Consider the following 20,015-nt stretch of genomic DNA (forward strand, 5'->3'; position numbering starts at 1 on the left):
GTAGGCTTATTCCATGAGTATTGATACCACAACACAACAAGTGACCGATGCGCTCAACGCTTCGGTTCGCCCGCAAGACGATCTTTTCCGCTTTGTCAATGGCACTTGGATCGAATCGACACAGATTCCCGCTGACCAAGCTTCTGCCGGTTCTTTCATCGATCTGCGTAATCAAGCAGAAGAAGACGTTCGTACGATCATTACTGAACTTGCTCAATCAGGCTCGGACGATCCGGATGCAGCAAAGATTGGCGCGCTCTACAACTCATTCATGAATGAAAGCGTCATCAACGGACTTGGCGCAACCCCACTAGATCCCGATCTGCGATTGCTTGATTCCGCACATACTAAAGCCGATCTGGAGATGGCCATTGCTCAGTTTTATTCCACTGGCGTTGGCGCACCATTCGGGATTGAGATAGACGCTGACCGTAACGATCCGGATCGCTATATTCCATGGGCGTATCAGTCCGGTCTTGGCCTGCCCGATGAGGCCTTCTACCATGCTGATGAGTATGCCCCTATTCTGGACGCCTACCGAACTTTCATTCCTACGTTATACTCACTTGCAACTGGCGCCAACGATGTGGAGGCTAAAGAAGCAGCTACTCAGATTCTTGCTGTCGAAACTGCCATCGCGTCTCACCACTTCACTGTTGTTGAATCGCGCGACGCCGAGCTAACCAACAATGTTATGGATTATGACGATTTCACCGCGCTCACCGGCAACTTCGGGCTAAAAGCCATTTTGACCGCGCTCGGTATCACTGCTGACAATGCCCCGCAGATCCTCTGTATGACGCCACGTGCTTTCACCGGTTTGGGCGAGGTCTGGGAATCGTTCGACGTCGAAACTCTCCGCACCTACCTGCTTTGGCACCTGATTCTGGCACGTGCTCCATACCTAGCAGATGACATCTCGGCCGCGAATTTTGCATTCTATGGCACCGTACTTTCCGGCCAGGAAGTTCAGCGCGACCGCTGGAAGCGCGGCGTAGTTTTGGTCAACGGTGGCCTAGGCGAAGCCGTTGGAAAGATCTATGTTGCAAAACACTTCCCGCCAGAGAACAAGGCCAAGATGGAACAGCTTGTTGCTGATCTACTTGCCGCTTACCGCGAGTCAATTTCTACCTTGGACTGGATGACCGACGAAACCCGCGAGCGCGCACTAGCCAAGCTTGCCACGTTCACTCCGAAGATCGGGTATCCGGTAAAGTGGAAAGACTATTCCGCACTGGAGATCTCGGAAGACGATCTTCTCGGCAATATTCGGGCGGTTTCGAAGTTCGAGTTTGACGAGAATATCGCACGTCTGGGTAAGCCTGTGGACCGCGACGAATGGCATATGACACCGCAAACGGTTAACGCCTACTACAACCCAGTCATGAACGAGATCGTCTTCCCAGCCGCGATTTTGCAACCGCCGTTCTTCGACGCCGAAGCTGATCCAGCCTGGAATTATGGCGGAATTGGTGCCGTTATTGGACACGAAATTGGGCATGGCTTCGACGACCAGGGTTCAAAGTACGACGGTAGTGGCCGGTTGAACAACTGGTGGACCGAGGCCGACCTTGCCGAATTCACCAAGCGAACTAAGGCGCTCGTCGATCAGTATTCTGCTTATGTCCCAGCACAGTTCCCACCTGATTCCCCACATCATGTGAATGGCGAATTAACCTTGGGCGAAAATATTGGCGATTTAGGCGGTCTGACGATCGGTCTGAAAGCATATAACATTGCCTGCAAGCGTGCCGGTTTAGCGTCGTCGGAACAAGCTCCGGTCTTAGCTGGGCTCAGCGGCATTCAGCGCGTTCTTCTCTCCTATGCTCGCATTTGGCAGGAGGTACGCCGTGATGAACTTATGCTTCAGCGAGTAGCAACTGATCCGCATTCGCCGTCGGAATTCCGATGCAACGGCGTGGTCAAGAATGTGGACGCTTTTGCCGAAGCATTCAATGTCCAACCTGGTGACGCGCTCTATCTCGCTCCGGAGGAACGAGTTCGGATCTGGTAATAATGACGGTTCGAATTCCTTCCCGGGAGGAGTTTGCCCAGATCATTGATGACATCCTTATCCCGAGCTTTCCGGCTACCGAACGGCCGGATCGCTCGGGATTCTTGGAGATGTTCGATGACGGAATTATCTTCCCGTTAGCTTCGTTTGTAGATAACCAGCCGGTTGCCATTTCGCTGAGTATCTGGGATTTTTCCGGTCAGACGACGGCGCCCGCAGACGTAGTCTTGATTGCGTGGCTTGCAGTTGGCCAAGCCGGTCGTGGTAAAGGTGTTGGCTCATCACTGTTGCATGAAACCGTCAATGCGTTATCGCAACGCCATGACCCACTCCTTATTCTGCTTGAGGTCGAAGATCCACAGATCCACACCCTGGTCAGTGAGTACGGAAATCCGGCAGCACGTATCCGGTTTTATGAGCATGCTGGAGCACATAAGATTGACATTCCGTTTGCTATGCCGCGCGAGGATCTCAGCCAAGACGTTCTGCCCGGGATGCTCCTATACGGCATTGGCGGACGTGCGTTGGCGCAGGCCGACCCGCAGTCGGTTGATATCGGCAAACAACTCGCTGATTTTCTCCGGGCGTATGCTTTGGCCGCTGCCGAACCGCAATCTGACGATGGCAGTTTTACCCATCCAGAAATAGAGCGGATGATGCAATACGCGCCCAAAGCCCGGTTTATCGGTTAAAAACACCTGCACAAAATCTCGAGATCCCGCACGGAAGGAGCTATGTGGGCTCTATTGTGCGGGATCTCGAGATTTTACACGTAACTTCACCGGACCGTCGTCGTTTTCGCGAACTGTACGCGAGCCTAGATAAGCGCGTAAACTAGAAATGTTTCGTGACTTTTTGTCAAACGATTGGGAGATGCGCTGGCCACCAGCGCTGCCCTGCTACTGAAAGGACGATCCGTGCCAGGACAAAACCTTACGCGCATCGAAGCCGCACAACGTGCCGAGCTCATCACCACCCACAGCTATCGCGTGGAACTAGATCTGCGTGGTGAAACGACGTTCCGTTCCCAAACAATAGCCAAGTTCAGTGCTACCCCGGGAGCCTCAACTTTTATCGATCTTATTGCTCAGTCAGTAGAGAAAATCGTGCTGAACGGCACCGAGATTCCAACCGTAGCTTATTCTGATTCGCGTATTTTGCTCGAAAACCTGCAAGAGGAAAACGAGCTCTTCGTTGACGCAACATGCGAATTCTCCCATACCGGCGAAGGTCTGCATCGCGCGATCGACCCGGCAGACGGCGAGGCCTACCTCTATTCTCAGTTTGAAGTTCCAGATTCACGCCGTATGTACACTGTTTTTGAGCAGCCAGACCTCAAGGCAGAATTCACCTTTGTTGTCACTGCTCCAGAACACTGGAAGGTATTCTCCGTCTCGCCTACCCCAGAATCAAAGCCAGCCGGAGACGGATTCGCTACATGGGAGTTCACCCCCACTGAGCGCATCTCATCGTATCTGACCTGTATTATAGCTGGCCCGTACGAAGGCACAACAGATTCTCACCAGTCAATGGATGGTCGCACAATTCCGATGGGCGTTTATGCCCGCAAGTCGCTTGCTGAATATCTGGATGGACAGGAAGTCATTGACATCACCAAGCAGGCAATGGATTTCTTTGAAAATGCTTGGGATGTTCCGTACCCATTCCGCAAGTACGATCAGATTTTTGTACCAGAATACAATGCCGGTGCGATGGAGCACCCTGGTTGTGTAACAATCCTGGATGATTACGTCTTCCGTTCCCGCCCAACTGAGGCGCTGGTTGAGCGTCGCGCCATCACCGTTGTTCACGAACTTGCCCATATGTGGTTTGGCGATTTGGTGACGATGAAGTGGTGGAATGATTTGTGGCTGAACGAATCCTTCGCCGAGTTCACCTCCCACGTGGCAACTGCTGAAGCTACCCGCTGGACAGACGCTTGGGTGACCTTCAATTCTTCGGAGAAGTCGTGGGCGCAGATGCAAGATCAGTTGCCGTCCACCCATCCGATCGCTGCTGATATTCGCGATTTGGAAGATGTTCAGGTCAATTTTGACGGCATCACCTACGGTAAGGGTGCTTCGGTCTTCCAGCAGCTGGTTGCCTATGTGGGCCGCGATGCGTTCTTCACTGGCGTGTCTAAGTACCTAAAGAAGAAGGCATGGGGTAACGCTACCCTCGAGGATTTGTTAGTTGAGCTTTCGGCCGCTTCGGGTCGCGATTTGACCGAGTGGGTCAAGTTGTGGCTCCAAGAATCTGGAATCAATATTTTACGTCCGCGTATGACAATGGATGGTTCTACGATTTCCGAGTTCATTATCGAGCAGTCGAGTGATGGTCGCGCCTCGTTGCGCCCACATCGCATTGGCGTAGGCGGGTATTCGTTAGGTGAGGACGGCAAGCTTGTCCGCGTCGTTCACACAGAACTGGATATCGACGGCGAAGCCACTGTTGTCCCAGCGTTCTGTGGCATCGAGCGTCCACAGCTTATTTTGATTAACGACGGCGATCTGGCGTACGCCAAGGTTCGTCTTGACGATGAATCGTTGGCTTTTGCTATTGAACATATCAATGCGTTCACAGACCGTCTCCCCCGGACGCTCGTGCTGTTCTCTGCCTGGGATATGACGCGTGACGGGGAAATGCCAGCATCGGATTACGCCCAGCTTGTGTTGCGTGCGCTCGGAACCGAAGACCATGGCACTGTGCTTCGTTCCTTGATTAATCAGTTGACGACGGCGGTGAACTTGTATTCTGCACCGGCTAAGCGCGAGCAGCTACAGGAACAGGTTGGCGCCCGGGTAGCTCAATTGGCGTTGGACGCAGAACCAGAAAGTGATCGCCAGTTCCAGTTGGCAATGGCGGCAGTATCCTTGGCTCATACGGACGAACAGATCGATACCGTTGCTGGTTGGCTTGCTGGTGAAGGCGTTCCAGCTGGTTTGAGTATTGACGCGAACTTCCGGTGGGTAATTCTGACTCGATTGGCTGCTGCTAACCGAATTGATGCCGCTGTAATCGAAGCTGAACGGGTAGAGCGCGACAATACTGCATCAGGCGCAGCTCATGCTGCCCGAGCACGTGCTGCTATTTCTACGCCGGAAGCTAAAGTTTCTGCTTGGGAAGAGATTACTGGCGGCGTAGTACCAAATTCGATCCAGCGTGCTGCCGCTTACGGTTTCACGCAGGGAAATCCGGAGCTTCTCGTCCCATTTGTGGAGAAGTATTTCGCAAATATTGAATCACAGTGGGAAAACCGCACTGTTGAAATCGCCTCGAATTTCATTGGCGGCACCTTCCCGACTAAGCTCACTGGACGCACCGATTTAGGGATCGACATTGTCGCGTTGGGCGAAGCATGGCTGGCTGATAATACTGAGGTTGCTCCTGCAGCGCGTCGGTTGTTCTCTGAAGCGCTAGCGCATGCGCAACGCGCTGCGCATGCTCAAAAGGCAGATGCCTAAAGTCTTAGAAACAAGTTACTGACCACCTGTAAAGTGGGGCCGTGGAATATTGTTCTGCGGCCCTCTACTTTTGATAGATGAAGAAAGATACTCATGGAGACCTTGACCCAAACAATTGAAAAGCAAGCGGCTGTCGGAGCAGCGAAGTCAACAAAAGCTACTAATTTTGGTGGCTACCTTGTTGGTGGCGCGTTAGCTGGAGCCTTTGTTGGCATAGGTTGCTTATTTATGTATGCCGGAGTTTCCGGAATGTATGTTCATGGCTCAGATTTAACCGGGACGATGATGGGCCTCGTGTTTGGTATCGGTTTAGTCTTGGTTGTTTTCGCTGGTGGCGAGCTAGCTACCTCAGGAATGATGATCATGCCCTTGGCAGCGATTCGTCGGAAGGTTAGTGCACTGCGTGCCGCATGGCTCATTATCTTTATGCTTCTTGGGAACCTCGTTGGCTCTATCGCAATCTCGGCGCTTATCAGCGCAGCTCAGGTTTTCAAAAAGGATTCGCTGAATTATCAAATGCTGGATGCGGTTGTCTCCGGAAAACTCCATAAAGCTAATTCCGAAGTTTTCTTTCGGGCGATCATGTGTAATGTGATGGTCTGCCTGGCAATTTGGACTATTAACCGAATGAAGAATGAGGTTGCACAAATCATTGTTATCGCGTGGGCGATTACTGTCTTCGTGGCAGCCGGCTTTGAACACGTAGTGGCTAATATGACGTCGTTTTCGTTGGCGTTAATGAATGACGCCGGTGGCGCTACCGTCGGCGCATCTGCACTTAGCTTACTGGTTGCCGGAGCAGGAAATTTGGTTGGCGGTATGATCGTCGTCGGCGGAACATACCTGTTAGCCGCAAAAATGGAACGGTAACATCCGTCGAGCATACAGTGGTGGCCTCATTCTTATCCTGAATGAGGCCACCACTATACTCTTAGACGCTAGGCTTCCAGCCCAGAGCAGGCGCCACGAATTTAGCGAAATTATCCAAGATGCGAATGTTAACGTCTGTTCCAAGCTGATTTGGGATTGTCAACATCAAGGTGTCTGCCGATTCGACAGCTGGATCAACTTTCAGCTGCTCAATCAGTACATCTGGTTCAGCGGCGTAGGTTCGGCCGAACGTCGTTTTAGTAGCCCCCTCCAAAAGACCAATCTGGTCTTTGTCGCTGGCAAGTAGTCCAAACAATTCGCGGTCTTCGCTACTGACAATCGGAAAGACTGAACGAGAAACGGACACCCGAGGGTCCCAATCATGCCCGGCGTCTTCCCACGATTGACGGTAGACTCGAATCTGTTCTGCTTGCAACTCACCTAGAGTTGAACCATCTGCTTCAGAGACCAAAGTTGAGCTCATCAGATTGACCCCATCTCTAGCTGCCTGTTCAGCCGAAGCTCGCGTACCTGATCCCCACCAAACATGCCGTTCCAGGCTTGGCGAATGTGGGAATACGGGCAACGGTGTTCCTGGCTGGTACATCTGTGGATACTGCTGGTCGAGAGAATTAGCCTCAGCGAAAGCGTAACCACGAATTGCTGCCATAAAGAGTTCAAACTTCTGACGGGCCATATCTGCCCCATTTTCTGTGTTTGCACCATATCCAAATGCCTCCCAACCACGACGAGCTGGTTCCGGTGAGCCACGGGATACCCCCAATGCTAAACGACCTTCGGATAGCAAATCGAGTGCAGCTGCTTCTTCTGCTAACTGTAACGGGTTTTCGTACCGCATATCGATAACCCCAGTACCAACTTCAATGCGTTTAGTTGCTCCGACAATTGCTCCCATAAGTGGCATTGGAGAAGCACCCTGGGGTGCAAAGTGGTGTACCCGGAAATATGCGCCATTGACACCAATTTCGTCAGCAGCCTGCGCAAGTTCTACGCTAGAGCGCAAAACTTGTCCAGCGTCCAATCCATCTTTGCCGTCAATAGAATGGTGTCCAAAACTTAAAAATCCAAACCTTTCCATAATTGAATACTAAACTAGCTTTATGGGTCTGTCCACAGTATGGGCAGACTTTTCGCTTTCGTCATAAATCTTCTATCATTAGTCTCCATAAGCTCCTCATATCGAGCGTTTCCCCCGCAAGAAAGGACTATCATGGAGCCTCCACTGATTAAACGGTTGCTGAGCAACCTCCTCGTTTGGATTGTTATCGCAATTGTTCTGGGTGCAGTACTTGGAAAAGTGCTACCAGAAATCGCTATCGTCCCATTCGCCACCTTCAATGACATCTTTGGAAAATTCCTCGGATTCGTCGTCCCATTGATCATCGTTGGATTAGTAACGCCTGCTATCGCCGACTTGGGGAAGTCTGGGGGCCGCTGGGTTGCCCTGACAGTCGGTCTCGGTTACCTCTCAACTATTATTGCTGGCCTCGGCACCTGGGGTTTGGCTACGATCATTTATCCGTCTTTGCTAGCAAGCCAACATGTCCCAGATCTAGCTGAACCCAAAAATGCGGTAGCTTCCATCATGGATGAGGCTTTCACGCTTCCACCTGTATTCGGTGTACTTACTGCACTTATCTTGGCGTTTCTCATCGGTTTCGGAACTGTAGCCGCAAATGCATACAAAATGATCGACCTATTGAGCGAATTCCGCAGAGTTGTCAACGTCATCATCAGCCGGTCAATCGTTCCACTCCTACCAATACATGTGTTCGGAATATTCCTCAACATGTCAAAGTCTGGTCAATTTGAAACCGTCATTGTTGCGATGGCTAAAGTTATTCTCTTTGCTTTTGCGCTTACTCTCGTCATGCTCGTATTCCAATATACGATTGCCGGAACCATCGCTAAGCGAAATCCAATCACGTCTCTATGGAATATGCGGGACGCCTACGCAACAGCCTTAGGAACTGCGTCCTCAGCTGCTACTATCCCAGTAACCCTTCGTTCCACCATGAAGAACGGCGTCTCTGAAGACGTAGCCGGTTTTGTAGTTCCGCTATGCGCCACCATTCACCTTGCTGGATCTACAATTAAGATCACTGCATTCGCTTTGGCGCTTCAATACATGCTGGGAATAGCAGCATCTCCTAGTGCAATCATTAGTTTTGTGTTTATGCTCGGCATCATCATGATTGCCGCTCCTGGTGTTCCAGGCGGCGCTATTACTGCAGCACAATCAGTCGTTCAGGGAACCCTCGGATTCACCGACCCAATGTACGGAGTTATGGTTGCGCTATACGTAGCAGTCGATTCTTTCGGTACGGCAACAAATGTCACCGGCGACGGCGCTATCGCAATGATCGTGAATCGGTTCGCAATGACACGCATGAAGCGCTGAGTTGTTCGGCGAGCTCGTTCGCTTGGCTACCGATAATAAGATGCACGTGGCCCTTTTGACGCACAATACCAATTGCTCCTGCAGCACGCAGCAAATCTTCATTTACCAGCGCTAGCGACGCCACTTCCACCCGGATTCGGGTATAAGCAGGCGTGACCTCAAGGACATTATCCCGTCCCCCAAGGCCAAGAACGACTTCATCTGCAAACAGTTTCACGTAAACCTTTCAAGAATCGAGAGTGCGGGCGGAAATCCGCCCGCACTCTTGCTATATATCGACTTGTCAGCTCTTGAACGCCCGAGTAAAGGTCTCCATCAGCGACAGCAACCGAGGGTTCTTAGCAAGCTCTTCTACTAATACTACCTTCTCTGTACCATCAGCCAACGGGATTTTCCAATTTGGATATTCTTGGTCAGTACCAGGCTGGTTTTGGGCACGACGCTCTCCTACGGCGTCGACAAGCGATACGCACAGCAACGGTGCCGGCGTCTTAGTGAGATAGACGTGCAACGCTTCAACCACTTCGCGTTCCGAAGGCTCGTCACCAATCAGACCATACTCGCGCAACCGAGCATAAACTGTCTCTCGCTCATGACGTGCCTGAGCCCGAACTTCTTCTTCTGGCTCAACTAATAAGCCAAGCCGAGCACGCAAATCGACGTGTTCCTCAGCAAGGTAGCCAGCAGCTGGCGGCAAATCATGGGTATCAACCGAAACAAGTGCATTTGCTCGATAATCTTCAGGACGCAACGGGTTGCCTTGTTCGTCCTTCTCAAACCAGAAGATTGATGTTCCCAAGATGCCACGGTCACGCAGGTACTCACGTACCCATGGCTCCACATTGCCCAGATCTTCACCGACGACGACGGCGCCAGCACGATAGGCCTCGAGCAAAAGCACACCTACCATAGCGTCATGGTTAAACCGCACATACGTACCGTGGCTTGCTGCTGAACCTTCCGGAATCCACCAGAGACGGAATAGCCCCATCACGTGGTCTACACGTAATGCACCTGCATGACGCAGAACTGTGCGTGCCATATCACGCAATGGAGCATAGTCCATGCGCTCTAGGGCATCCGGACGCCACGGCGGCTGAGACCAGTTCTGTCCTTGCTGATTGTACATATCTGGCGGCGCTCCCACACCGATACCGCGAGCAAAAGTATCCGGCATCGTCCACGTATCAGAACCCTCTGGATGGACTCCAACAGCCAGATCATGGGCAACACCAAATGCCATACCTGCCGCCTTAGCAGCACGCTGCGCATCAGCAAGTTGCTGATCCATAATCCACTGTAACCATGCCCAGAAGTCAATTCGATCGCGTAGGCTGGCACGAGCCTTAGCCACAGCTCTGCCGTGAACATCCTTGAGTTCCTCTGGGAAAGGCTCACCATGGTAGTATTCCGTCAATGCACACCACAAGGCGAAGTCTTCTAAGCCCTGTCCCTCATTACGGCGATACTGCGCAAATTCACGCTCACGCGCCTGCGAACGCCCAGCTTTGAAAATAACCTCGAGTGCTTCACGCTTAGCTTTCCACGATGCATCGCGATCAATATGAGTATTCTTAACAGAATCCTTCTTCACGTTTTCTGCAGCCCACGTAATGAGTGAGCGCTCTGGCCCAGACAAATACGCGACCTCGCGGATATTTTCTGGACGGATGTACATCGGGTTGAAGAAACGACGAGTCACAGGCAGATATGGAGATGGCGACAATGGCTCAACTGGCTCTGCAGCGTGTAACGGATTGACGAGCAGGTAGTCAGCACCCATAGCGCCGAAAAGCGATGCCATCTCTAACAGATCGTCCGTATCACCAACGCCCCACGATTGAGCAGATCGGGTCGAATACAGCTGCGCCATCATTCCCCATGAACGATGCTGTGCCAGCGAACTATTGTCCAATCGACCCGGGGTAACAATGAGCGTCGTTGAATCCTTAGCTATTTTGTCAGTGTCACTGTGGCTAACGATCGCATGGAGAGTATGGTAGCCAAGTGGCAGACCGGACTTAATTGCAAAACTAGCTTGGCCAATTTCATGCCCTTCGATGGTACGCGGTGGAGTAAAATCGTCCACCTGTCGCACAGCGAATTCCGAGCCATCTTCACATGTGATGCCTAATTCTACGTTCCAGCCATGTGGAACATGAACATGGACGACATAGTCTTGATCGTTGCGCGCTACCACACATGGTGGCAGAATTTGGCGCCATGGAGCTTCATCTTTAGCAACAAGTGCAGCTTCAATTGCGGCATCGTTGTGTGCATCGACGCCCATCGCGGCTAGTACAGATGTGAGGGTTTCTTGGTCAACAAATTCATGTTCCCCATTAAAGCCCCAAAAATCGGTAGCAATATTGTAAACCTCAGCCAACCGATGCAATTTATCAAGATCAAGTCTTTGATCCGGCATTGTCTCTCCTTGATGCGTGCGCAGTAGCACCCTCGCTACTTTTCTCGTAACTAATTGTGCCAGACTGCAAGGATTTTCTGTAACTGACATGCAGTTTTCTAAGAACAAGCATCCAATCTCTGTTTGCAGCGCATTATCACGTACCATGGAGTGAGGTATTTTATGGAGGCTTTTATGCGTAAATTTCTACCCGTTCCAGATTCTTCCGAAGAACCGCTCGCATCAATTTTGCGAACGTTACGACTTGAAATCCGCGAACCAGGAAGCTACCTAGGCTCAAATCTATCGCAATTTAACGGCAGAGTTTATGGTGGGCAAGTCTTTGGTCAAGCTGTAATGGCTGCTTGGGCAACTGTAGCTGACGCCTACCCGCAACGTCAGATCCATTCGATCACTGCTGCTTTTATGCGTCCTGGCGATCAACAAGAGCCCATTGCATTTGATGTAGAGGAGGTTAATGACTCCCGCTCATTTTCTACACGTCGGGTACACGCGTCACAATACGGAAAGACGATCCTCTCGTGCCGCGCTTCATTCCAGGAGCTGCAACCGGGCGTGGAGCACTCATCCGTCGCCCCAGATGCTCCCGAGCCAGAAGCCCTTGACTCGTCACTGGAATTTTTTGCAAATTTTGATCATCCTGCTTCTAAGAATGTCCACACAACGAGTGCTATCGATATGCGTCACGTTGATGGTCCAATCTGGGTCAAACCTGCAGCTAAGCAAAACGGGCATACGCTGATTTGGTTTAAGATTCGCGAGGGACTCCCTGAACAGGCAGATCAACTCTTACATCGAGCTGTTTTAGCGTACGCTACAGACCAGTTTATGTTGGAGCCGATCATGCGTATGCACGGCATGTTCTGGCTAAGTCCCGATATTTCAGTCGCAACATTGGACCACGCAATCTGGTGGCATCGAGACGTCGACATGTCAGACTGGATACTTGCCGAGCTAGATTCCCCATCTGCTCAGGGCGGACGTGGTCTATCTGTAGCAAAATTCTTCCAGCACGGAGTTCATATAGCAACTATGGCGCAAGAAGGGATGACTCGATCACGTTTGGTAAAGTAGCCAGCTCCTAGTGAGCAGTTCTCCAACCACCTAAAAGCGTTCGGGTAGGAACGATAGCTCCTACCCGAACGCCTGATTCATTAAGTTACGCAGGCAGCGTTATTATGTCTAGCCGCGGGTGAGCTTGCGGTATGTTGAAGCCCCCGGACGACCAGCATCTTCGCCTAAGCGTTCGATCTTGTTCTTTTCATACGCTTCGAAGTTCCCTTCGAACCAGTACCAGTTGGACGGGTTCTCTTCGGTCCCTTCGTATGCCAAAATATGCGTTGCTACCCGGTCCAGGAACCACCTATCGTGGGTGATAACAACTGAACAGCCAGCAAAGTCAAGTAAAGCATTTTCCAAAGAGCTCAACGTCTCAACGTCTAAATCGTTCGTCGGTTCGTCAAGTAGGATGAGATTTCCGCCCTGCTTTAGAGTCAGCGCAAGATTCAACCGGTTGCGTTCACCACCCGAAAGCACACCAGCTTTCTTTTGCTGGTCTGCTCCCTTGAAGCCAAACGCGGAAACATATGCACGAGATGGCATTTCAACATTGCCAACTTGGATGTAATCTAAACCGTCAGAAACCACTTCCCACAGCGTCTTCTCCGGGTCAATGCCGCCACGGTTCTGATCGACATAACTCAGCTTAACTGTTTCACCGATCTTCAAGTTGCCTTCGTCGAGTGGTTCTAAACCAACGATAGTTTTGAAAAGAGTAGTCTTTCCAACGCCGTTTGGACCAATGATTCCGACAATACCGTTTCGTGGCAGAGTAAATGACAGATTGTCGATCAAAACCCGATCTCCGAAGCCCTTCTTGAGATTTGTTGCTTCGAGGACAACATTACCCAAACGTGGCCCTGGCGGAATCTGAATCTCTTCAAAATCAAGTTTGCGAGTGCGATCTGCTTCTGCAGCCATCTCCTCATACCGCGCTAGACGCGCCTTAGACTTTGCCTGACGACCTTTAGCGGAGCTACGAACCCATTCCAGTTCCTCAGAAAGACGCTTCTTTAACTTGGCATCCTTCTTTCCTTGGACTTCTAGACGTTCTTGCTTCTTTTCCAGATAGGTTGAGTAGTTACCTTCATACGGATACAGGTGACCACGATCAACTTCAGCAATCCATTGTGCGACATGATCAAGGAAGTAACGATCGTGGGTAACAGCGATAACAGCACCTGGATACTTCGCTAGGTGTTGCTCAAGCCATAGCACTGATTCAGCGTCCAAATGGTTGGTAGGTTCGTCCAGTAGCAACAAATCTGGCGCTTCCAGCAGTAACTTACATAATGCAACTCGTCGCCGCTCACCACCGGAAAGTACGTTAACAGGACTATCGCCCGGTGGGCATTGCAGAGCTTCCATCGCCTGATCAAGCTGGGCATCAATATCCCACCCATTAGCAGCATCGATTTCCGTCTGCAAGGTACCCATTTCTTCCATGAGGGCATCAAAATCAGCATCCGGCTCCGCCATCTCCATGCCGATTTCATTGAAACGGTGCACCTTTCCGATAAGATCCCCAACACCTTCTTGAACATTCTCAAGTACGGTCTTGTCTTCATTCAATGGCGGCTCTTGGAGCAAGATCCCCACTGAATAGCCAGGACTTAAGCGTGCCTCACCATTAGAAGGCTCGTCTAGACCAGCCATGATCTTTAGAATGGTAGACTTTCCAGCACCATTCGGGCCGACCATACCGATCTTGGCCCCAGGATAGAACGACATCGTAACATCGTCAAGAATTAGTTTGTCCCCTACTTTTTTGCGGGCACGCACCATGTTGTAAATAAACTCAGCCACATTTCTCCAATAGCTAGCAAATGGAATTGGTTAACCATACTTAACCATAGTCGACCCCTAGGCTTTACCTCAACCACACTGGTACCGTTTTCGTCACGACATAACAGCTTCTAACACGCCCGCTGGATCCTGAGCTGTTTCCTGTTGGCAGGTTGTGAACTGTTTATCCGCTTCACTACTCATTGCATCAGCCGAATAGCGTGGTTCTCCTGGAACAGATTCCAACGGCGTAGCAGATGTTTTTGTAAAGACAGCCGTCCCATGGGTCAAGTCGATTCCGAAACTGTCAGCTAGCAGAACGTGCTCTATCCGAGTCAGCCCTGATTTATCTTCGTATTGCCGCATGACCAGCCGCCCTCGTGCGATAACAGGAGTTCCTTTATCCACACTGACCGCAACATGAGCAGCTAGGCTCCCATATGTACGGACTGAATACCATGCTGTCTGCCCGTCTCTGAACTCATTTACAGACCGCGAGTAATACCGTGGAGTCACACCTACCCGCACCACAGTTGTTTTTGTACTAAGAACTTCTCCGGTGTCTTTATCAGTCGCGTTAGTAAAAACTGTTGGCGCGGCCCCAACATATCCACGAATCGCTACAATAGTTTCATTTGACATGTTCACTCCTTCATGATGTAAAACGACTTACATCATCATTGTGAAACAAACATCATCAACCGTGTATATAGCTTATTAAATCTGTGGATAAGATACTTGTTCGCATGAAATGTGCATAAGTTATAAAATATTATGCAAATGTTTCAAGAGCTAGACGCGTCGTCTTGTGCTTCTCTAGCACTTCAGCAGGACCAGCAACCATAGTTTCATCAAAAACTTCACCCACCGCAGCACGAGCACGCTGCTCATACTGCTCGGCAAGAGCTACTGCCCGCCGTCGTAACCACGCCTTTGCAATCACAAAGAACACAATCGCGATAACAAACCCAACGCCAACCGTGCCTAAACGCCCACCGACTGAGGCAAATGGAATCCCTACTGATCCCAGCACGATCCCGGCGATTGAAACTACCGCGGCACACACCATCCACAACCACGCCATACTGCGACGTACCTGAGGCATTGCGACCGAATGGATAGCGTTGCCCACCGCATGCCGTAACCGTTCTGCACTGGCAACATCAGCAGCCACAGCCTCTTGCCAAATATCGGGCAGGCCGTACCGAATATATCCAAGCCAGCTATCACGAATTGCCACCGACATAGAATGCCCGAGTTTTTCAGGTTCAACATAAGCAGTAGCGAAAATCGAACGCCCTGCATTTCTAATGGATTCAGACGCAGCACCGACGCCACTGGCTCGCGCGATACGATCAATCATATCGTCGCGATAACTGCCAGAAATCTCTGCCTCCGTCTGCCCCACATTGAACCGTAACCGGCGTCCAATCGCATCAAGTTCTGCCGCTGCCGTGCTAGCCGCAACCGAAGGACGACCCATCGCAGTTCGAATATGGTCTGCCAATTCGCTAACCCCTTCACCATTAAGGGCTGAAGTAGCAACGATTGGAATGTTCTTTAATCCGTCGCGAGCCAACAGCTTCTCGACGTCATCTATCAGCACAGCACGTTGTGACTCACGCACGGTGTCAATCTGATTGAGCGCAACTACCATAACGTCAGCCCGCTCAGTCAACTTTTCCAAATAGGAAGTATGTAGCACCTGATCGGCATACTTTTGCGGATCGAGCACCCATATCAAAACATCTACCATCGGTAGCAACCGCTCAACTTCAAGCGAGTGCTCAACCGCAACTGAATCATGATCCGGCAAATCAATAAGAACTAACCGATCGAAAACTTCGTGGCCCACCGTTAGCTCAGAGTCATATTCAATACGACGGTCATGATCCACCGCCAAATAATCCAATAAGGCTGTTGCATCTGTGCCATACGTACAAGCAGCTGCCCGCTCCGTCATTGGCCGAATTTCCCCGGAATCTGCAAAATTCAAGCCAGTAATAGCGTTGAACAATGAGGATTTCCCTGAGCCCGTACCGCCAACGAGAGCGGCCACCGCAATATCGGTTCCCAAACTCATCCGCTCCTGAGTCCGATGCAAATCGTCTTGAGCGCGAGCCGAAACGTAAGGATCAAAGAATCGTCCACCAGCAGCAACAGCTTTTTGGAGTTGCTCTAAGCGGTGCGCAATAGCTTGCGCACCTTCAACACGAATCGTCTGTTGGTCTTCCATACTGATTCTTCCTTCTCATTCCATATCACGAATGGGCCAGATACTCACTAGCCCGCAAACGCAGATCAGTGCTGTCAGTAATAGTCACGCTATCAGCGACCTCAACATACACCTGCGTGAGCTCATCGAGCGCTTGATCCACTCGTCCCAGGAGATCTTCTCGAGCCTGCGTCACTCGCGCTTCCATATCTGTAGAACGCGCAGCCGAATTCGCACCTGATATTCCACCCGCTGCACAACCAAGTAGCGCCGCGACACCTGCCGAAGACAGCCATGGATGCCCATGAATCTTTTGCGCTTCTCGCGTCAAATCTTGCTTCCAAGATTTGACTGCCGATTCTACTATGCCATCAATATCGACATATTCACGCACCTGTGCAAGCATAGCTTCGGTATTAACAACGTCTTTTTTCCATGCCTCGTCAGCTTGTGCATTTGCAGTGACTAAGGCTTGCGTGAGGGCAACTTTGACCGCAGTGTATAAAATATCGAACGTTGCAGTCACTGCGTTATCACGCGATTTCCGCTTACGATCAAAAATGCTAGGCTTTGACCGCGACACGAGCCCAGCCAATACACCACCTGTTGACGCAAATGACAACCACGACGCGGTCGGTGCGCCTTGTCCGAAGCGACCATTGGCGATGTTAGTACGCAACTTTTCTAACGGCGCTTGCGCACTTTCAATCGCTTTATCTTTCAAATCCTGCAACGCATGCTCTTGGGCTTCCAGTGCATCAGCTAGCTGCAAAAGCTCATCACGCAATGCTGGTAATGTAGCCCGAGTAGTGCGATCTACTAGCGATTCGCCCATTTTCGTTGCCGCGATCATCTCCAGCCATGAACGCAACGAGGCAACATCTTCTTCAGGTAATAAGCCCTCATGTGCGCCTTGATCCGGCACAACAAACAGGGGAGCGTCTTGGAGACCTAATTCTTCCATCCGTCGTGCAAGATCAGCACGTACCGCACCGAGCGCCCGTTGCGATACCCGATCCAACACAACCGCGCATGTAATGCCACGTGAATGCGCGTTGTGAAGCGTGTTCCATGCTAAGGCATCGCCATATCGCGACGCCGTTGTAACAAACACCCACAAGTCTGCTGCATCCAAAAGTCGAGCAGACAGTTCGCGATTCGAGTCATCAACCGAGTCCAAGTCAGGAGCATCAACAAGGACAACTCCGGGGATAGCAGAAGCTATCAGAACCTGATCTCCCATATCTATCAACGCATGACCGTTCATCGCAGCTGCGTCATCAGGGTGCATAATAATCATCGGAGTGCGCGTCGTCGGACGCAAAACTGAAGCTTGCGAAACTCCTGCGCGTACGATCGAATTCACTAAGGTGGATTTACCCGCACCGGACGACCCGCCAAAGACAATAACTGCCGGAACATCGCGAGCTTCAACATGTGGCAGTATACGCGACTCTAATTGGGTCAATAGTTGACGGCGCGAATCTTCTAGCGCCAGAGACCCCGGCATTTCTAATGGCAGGGTCGCCTCACGCAACGCACTAACAGTACGTCGCACTAAGTCAGCAAGATTCTTACGAGAAAACGAGTTGGCAGTCACCTTTCCATTACACCGTATTCCGCCAGTTTTTTCGCTATCAACACGTTAATTAACCTTTTGTGTGACCTCCTTAATCATAAACCTGTGATCCTTGTAAAATAATCAGGATAAACAATTTCCCTTCAGTCGTGTAAAATCCTGTTCGTACGCCTCGATAGCTCAATGGATAGAGCAACAGACTTCTAATCTGTAGGTTGCGGGTTCGAGTCCCGCTCGGGGTGCTGACTTCCCGATTGCTTCACGCAACTTGGTATCCTTATGTAGTGAGTAATTTTCCTGCACAAAATACACCGATCGTATGGATCGATTGTGAAATGACCGGCTTAGATCTAGAACGCGATGCACTTGTTGAGATTGCCGTCGTAGTGACAGACGCTGAGCTCAACCCACTTGATAACGGCCTCGACGTCGTCATCAAGCCACCTGCCGAAGCGGTAGCAAACATGAATGACTTCGTGCGGAATATGCATACCAAAACAGGGCTTATTGAACGCTGGGAGCGTGGCATGACACTAGCTCAGGCAGAATCTGAATGTCTCGCATACATCAAGCGTTTCGTTCCCGATGCGCGAAAAGCGCCACTAGGAGGTAACTCGGTAGGGACAGATCGCACCTTCTTAGCGCGCGATGTTCCTGCACTCGTGGAACATCTCCACTACCGCGTCGTTGACGTATCCTCAATCAAGGAACTTGCTAAACGCTGGTTCCCGCGGACGTACTTTGCCGCGCCGGAAAAAACTGGAAACCACCAGGCCCTCGGTGATATCTACGATTCTATCGACGAGCTTCGCTATTATCGCTCTATCTTGTGGCCAGAAGGAGATGGGCCATCTTCTGATGAAGCTAAAGCCCACGCCGCACGTATAACAGCTGATCTCACTGTGGACCGGGCGCAACGCGCTCACGAAAAACTTTCTTAACGAGCGAACAAACTAGTTTGGGGCAGTATCTCATACGGTACTGCCCCACTTTTGACACAAAAAAGACCGCCGGAAAACCGACGGCCTTGATGGGGTGGCTGACGGGGCTTGAACCCGCGACCCCCTGGACCACAACCAGGTGCTCTACCACTGAGCTACAGCCACCATTGTTGCACTGCAACGAAGAAAAACTATACCGATTTTCTTTCGATAACGCTAATTATATGCAACGTGATTAGAGTCACCAATCAGTCCGCATTTGAATAGCATCTGCAAACATGTTGAGATGTGCCTCGCTTTGACTGAGATAAAGTGACCCATCAATGAGCGACACTTCAACCACATAGAACTCTTCTGGCGAATCCTCATCACCACGAACAATGTCTACGCGATTGAACAACAACAGCTCGTCTTTACCATTGATTCGCTTGATGTGCTGATGAAGCGCCTTGCGAATACGCTCACCCCAGCGCCACGTTTCCTCGGTTGCATGAGAAGCTCGCGCCACTTCTTCCACTACACCATCTTCACGCTGGCTACGGAAGCGCGGATGAAGCATAGCTTCTTTTTCCACCTGATATGACGGCAAACCGTTGAGGTAAACAAGAGAAGTTTCGCCTTGGCTATCGATTTCTTTCAGATAACGTTGAACCATCACAGTTCGGCCACGGGAAAGTTCATACATCGCATGTTCTACTGCTTCGCCACGCTGCTGCGCATCCACCGAAGAATACCGTCCGGTACCGCGCCCACCAGAGGCTACTGCCGGCTTAACAACGAAATCACCGAAAGCCGGGAAACGCGAATGAATCTGCTGTTTTGACAAGCCCTGCTCCGGCTCTAACCAGGTCGTAGGAATCGTTGGTAACCCACAAGCCTCCAATGCGTTAAGGTAATGCTTGTCAGAATTCCACTTGATAGTTTTTGCAGAGTTCAATACTCGCGGTAGCGAAGCCGTCCACGCCAAGAATTCATTCCGATACTTTGCATAATCTCGTACGGAGCGGATGACAACAGTTCCAGCTTCGTCCCAGTTGACCGACGGATCATTCCAGACGGCGATCCGCGGCTCTAACCCGCGATCCCGTAAGGCATCTGGAAGGTCCTGCTCATCAATATCCAGATTCGGAAGTTCTTCCGAGGTTACCAGAGTCACGATTGGTGCAGACACGCTTACCACCTTTACCTTCAGAGCTAATGTTTTCCTCATACTACGCACGAGCGCACACGGATCAGGTGAA

At 50.9% G+C, this 20,015-nt stretch carries 15 protein-coding genes and 2 tRNA genes; 8 read left to right on the top strand and 9 right to left on the bottom strand.

The features are described 5' to 3' along the window. Positions 1-13 precede the first annotated feature (13 nt). The 4 genes from BLT51_RS08745 (at position 14) to BLT51_RS08760 (ending at position 6,348) form a co-directional block, all read left to right on the top strand. Positions 14-2,014 carry a M13 family metallopeptidase gene (locus BLT51_RS08745; protein ID WP_091282321.1) on the top strand — a complete coding sequence of 667 codons (2,001 nt, stop codon included), beginning with the start codon at positions 14-16 and terminating at the stop codon, positions 2,012-2,014. A gap of 2 nt (positions 2,015-2,016) precedes the next feature. Beyond that, a complete protein-coding gene (locus BLT51_RS08750; RefSeq protein WP_091282324.1) occupies positions 2,017-2,706 on the top strand; it encodes a GNAT family N-acetyltransferase in 690 nt (229 codons plus the stop codon). Between the two features lie 225 nt (positions 2,707-2,931). Next, positions 2,932-5,478, top strand: coding sequence for an aminopeptidase N (pepN, locus tag BLT51_RS08755; RefSeq protein WP_091282325.1), 2,547 nt, complete (start codon positions 2,932-2,934; stop codon positions 5,476-5,478). A gap of 93 nt (positions 5,479-5,571) precedes the next feature. After that, positions 5,572-6,348 carry a formate/nitrite transporter family protein gene (locus tag BLT51_RS08760; protein ID WP_091282328.1) on the top strand — a complete coding sequence of 259 codons (777 nt, stop codon included), beginning with the start codon at positions 5,572-5,574 and terminating at the stop codon, positions 6,346-6,348. Between the two features lie 61 nt (positions 6,349-6,409). Here BLT51_RS08760 and BLT51_RS08765 read toward each other — a convergent pair whose 3' ends face one another. Continuing rightward, positions 6,410-7,447 (bottom strand): LLM class flavin-dependent oxidoreductase, encoded by a 1,038-nt coding sequence (locus tag BLT51_RS08765; RefSeq protein ID WP_091282331.1) that lies wholly within the window; start codon positions 7,445-7,447, stop codon positions 6,410-6,412. Between the two features lie 132 nt (positions 7,448-7,579). On the opposite strand from BLT51_RS08765, the gene BLT51_RS08770 reads away from it, so the two are divergent. Continuing rightward, complete coding sequence (locus BLT51_RS08770) at positions 7,580-8,770, top strand: dicarboxylate/amino acid:cation symporter (protein WP_091282333.1); 1,191 nt, start codon at positions 7,580-7,582, stop codon at positions 8,768-8,770. Here the strand turns inward: BLT51_RS08770 and BLT51_RS08775 are convergent. Together BLT51_RS08775 and malQ are read right to left on the bottom strand one after the other, a co-directional pair. Beyond that, positions 8,721-8,987, bottom strand: a complete 267-nt coding sequence (locus BLT51_RS08775) for a PTS transporter subunit EIIB (RefSeq protein WP_091282336.1) — start codon at positions 8,985-8,987, stop codon at positions 8,721-8,723. The genes BLT51_RS08770 and BLT51_RS08775 overlap by 50 nt on opposite strands. Positions 8,988-9,053: 66 nt before the next feature. Then, the gene (malQ, locus tag BLT51_RS08780) at positions 9,054-11,195 is read right to left on the bottom strand and encodes a 4-alpha-glucanotransferase (RefSeq protein WP_091282339.1); all 2,142 of its coding nucleotides are present in this window, start codon (positions 11,193-11,195) and stop codon (positions 9,054-9,056) included. Positions 11,196-11,369: 174 nt separating this feature from the next. Here malQ and BLT51_RS08785 point away from each other — a divergent pair, with 174 nt between their 5' ends. After that, on the top strand, positions 11,370-12,269 hold the full coding sequence (locus BLT51_RS08785) for an acyl-CoA thioesterase (RefSeq protein WP_091282342.1): 900 nt from the start codon (positions 11,370-11,372) through the stop codon (positions 12,267-12,269). Between the two features lie 108 nt (positions 12,270-12,377). Here BLT51_RS08785 and ettA read toward each other — a convergent pair whose 3' ends face one another. The 4 genes from ettA to BLT51_RS08805 all read right to left on the bottom strand — a co-directional run bounded on the left by ettA (position 12,378) and on the right by BLT51_RS08805 (position 17,854). Further along, a complete protein-coding gene (ettA, locus tag BLT51_RS08790; protein ID WP_091282344.1) occupies positions 12,378-14,060 on the bottom strand; it encodes an energy-dependent translational throttle protein EttA in 1,683 nt (560 codons plus the stop codon). Between the two features lie 93 nt (positions 14,061-14,153). Next, positions 14,154-14,681 carry a single-stranded DNA-binding protein gene (locus tag BLT51_RS08795; protein ID WP_091282346.1) on the bottom strand — a complete coding sequence of 176 codons (528 nt, stop codon included), beginning with the start codon at positions 14,679-14,681 and terminating at the stop codon, positions 14,154-14,156. 130 nt (positions 14,682-14,811) lie between these two features. After that, positions 14,812-16,275: a GTP-binding protein gene (locus BLT51_RS08800; RefSeq protein ID WP_091282351.1), complete on the bottom strand. Its 1,464-nt coding sequence runs from the start codon at positions 16,273-16,275 to the stop codon at positions 14,812-14,814. Between the two features lie 25 nt (positions 16,276-16,300). After that, positions 16,301-17,854 carry a GTPase gene (locus tag BLT51_RS08805; protein WP_091282354.1) on the bottom strand — a complete coding sequence of 518 codons (1,554 nt, stop codon included), beginning with the start codon at positions 17,852-17,854 and terminating at the stop codon, positions 16,301-16,303. Positions 17,855-18,002: 148 nt separating this feature from the next. Between BLT51_RS08805 and BLT51_RS08810 the strand changes: the two genes are divergently transcribed. Further along, positions 18,003-18,075: transfer RNA gene (locus BLT51_RS08810), tRNA-Arg, on the top strand. 42 nt (positions 18,076-18,117) lie between these two features. Further along, the gene (gene orn / locus BLT51_RS08815) at positions 18,118-18,774 is read left to right on the top strand and encodes an oligoribonuclease (protein WP_269456644.1); all 657 of its coding nucleotides are present in this window, start codon (positions 18,118-18,120) and stop codon (positions 18,772-18,774) included. 90 nt (positions 18,775-18,864) lie between these two features. Here orn and BLT51_RS08820 read toward each other — a convergent pair. Then, a tRNA-His gene (locus BLT51_RS08820) sits at positions 18,865-18,939 on the bottom strand. A 76-nt stretch (positions 18,940-19,015) separates the two neighbouring features. After that, positions 19,016-19,945 carry an ATP-grasp domain-containing protein gene (locus BLT51_RS08825; protein ID WP_091282360.1) on the bottom strand — a complete coding sequence of 310 codons (930 nt, stop codon included), beginning with the start codon at positions 19,943-19,945 and terminating at the stop codon, positions 19,016-19,018. Between the last annotated feature and the right edge of the window lie 70 nt (positions 19,946-20,015).

The sequence above is a fragment of the Arcanobacterium phocae genome, assembly GCF_900105865.1.
GTDB lineage: Bacteria > Actinomycetota > Actinomycetes > Actinomycetales > Actinomycetaceae > Arcanobacterium > Arcanobacterium phocae.

Coding starts and splice junctions, on each gene's coding strand:
- BLT51_RS08795 (WP_091282346.1), bottom strand. CDS start 14,681: ATGTCAAATGAAACTATTGTAGCGATTCGTGGATATGTTGGGGCCGCG.
- BLT51_RS08785 (WP_091282342.1), top strand. CDS start 11,370: ATGCGTAAATTTCTACCCGTTCCAGATTCTTCCGAAGAACCGCTCGCA.
- BLT51_RS08765 (WP_091282331.1), bottom strand. CDS start 7,447: ATGGAAAGGTTTGGATTTTTAAGTTTTGGACACCATTCTATTGACGGC.
- malQ (WP_091282339.1), bottom strand. CDS start 11,195: ATGCCGGATCAAAGACTTGATCTTGATAAATTGCATCGGTTGGCTGAG.
- BLT51_RS08770 (WP_091282333.1), top strand. CDS start 7,580: ATGGAGCCTCCACTGATTAAACGGTTGCTGAGCAACCTCCTCGTTTGG.
- BLT51_RS08745 (WP_091282321.1), top strand. CDS start 14: ATGAGTATTGATACCACAACACAACAAGTGACCGATGCGCTCAACGCT.
- BLT51_RS08750 (WP_091282324.1), top strand. CDS start 2,017: ATGACGGTTCGAATTCCTTCCCGGGAGGAGTTTGCCCAGATCATTGAT.
- BLT51_RS08760 (WP_091282328.1), top strand. CDS start 5,572: ATGGAGACCTTGACCCAAACAATTGAAAAGCAAGCGGCTGTCGGAGCA.
- BLT51_RS08800 (WP_091282351.1), bottom strand. CDS start 16,275: ATGGAAGACCAACAGACGATTCGTGTTGAAGGTGCGCAAGCTATTGCG.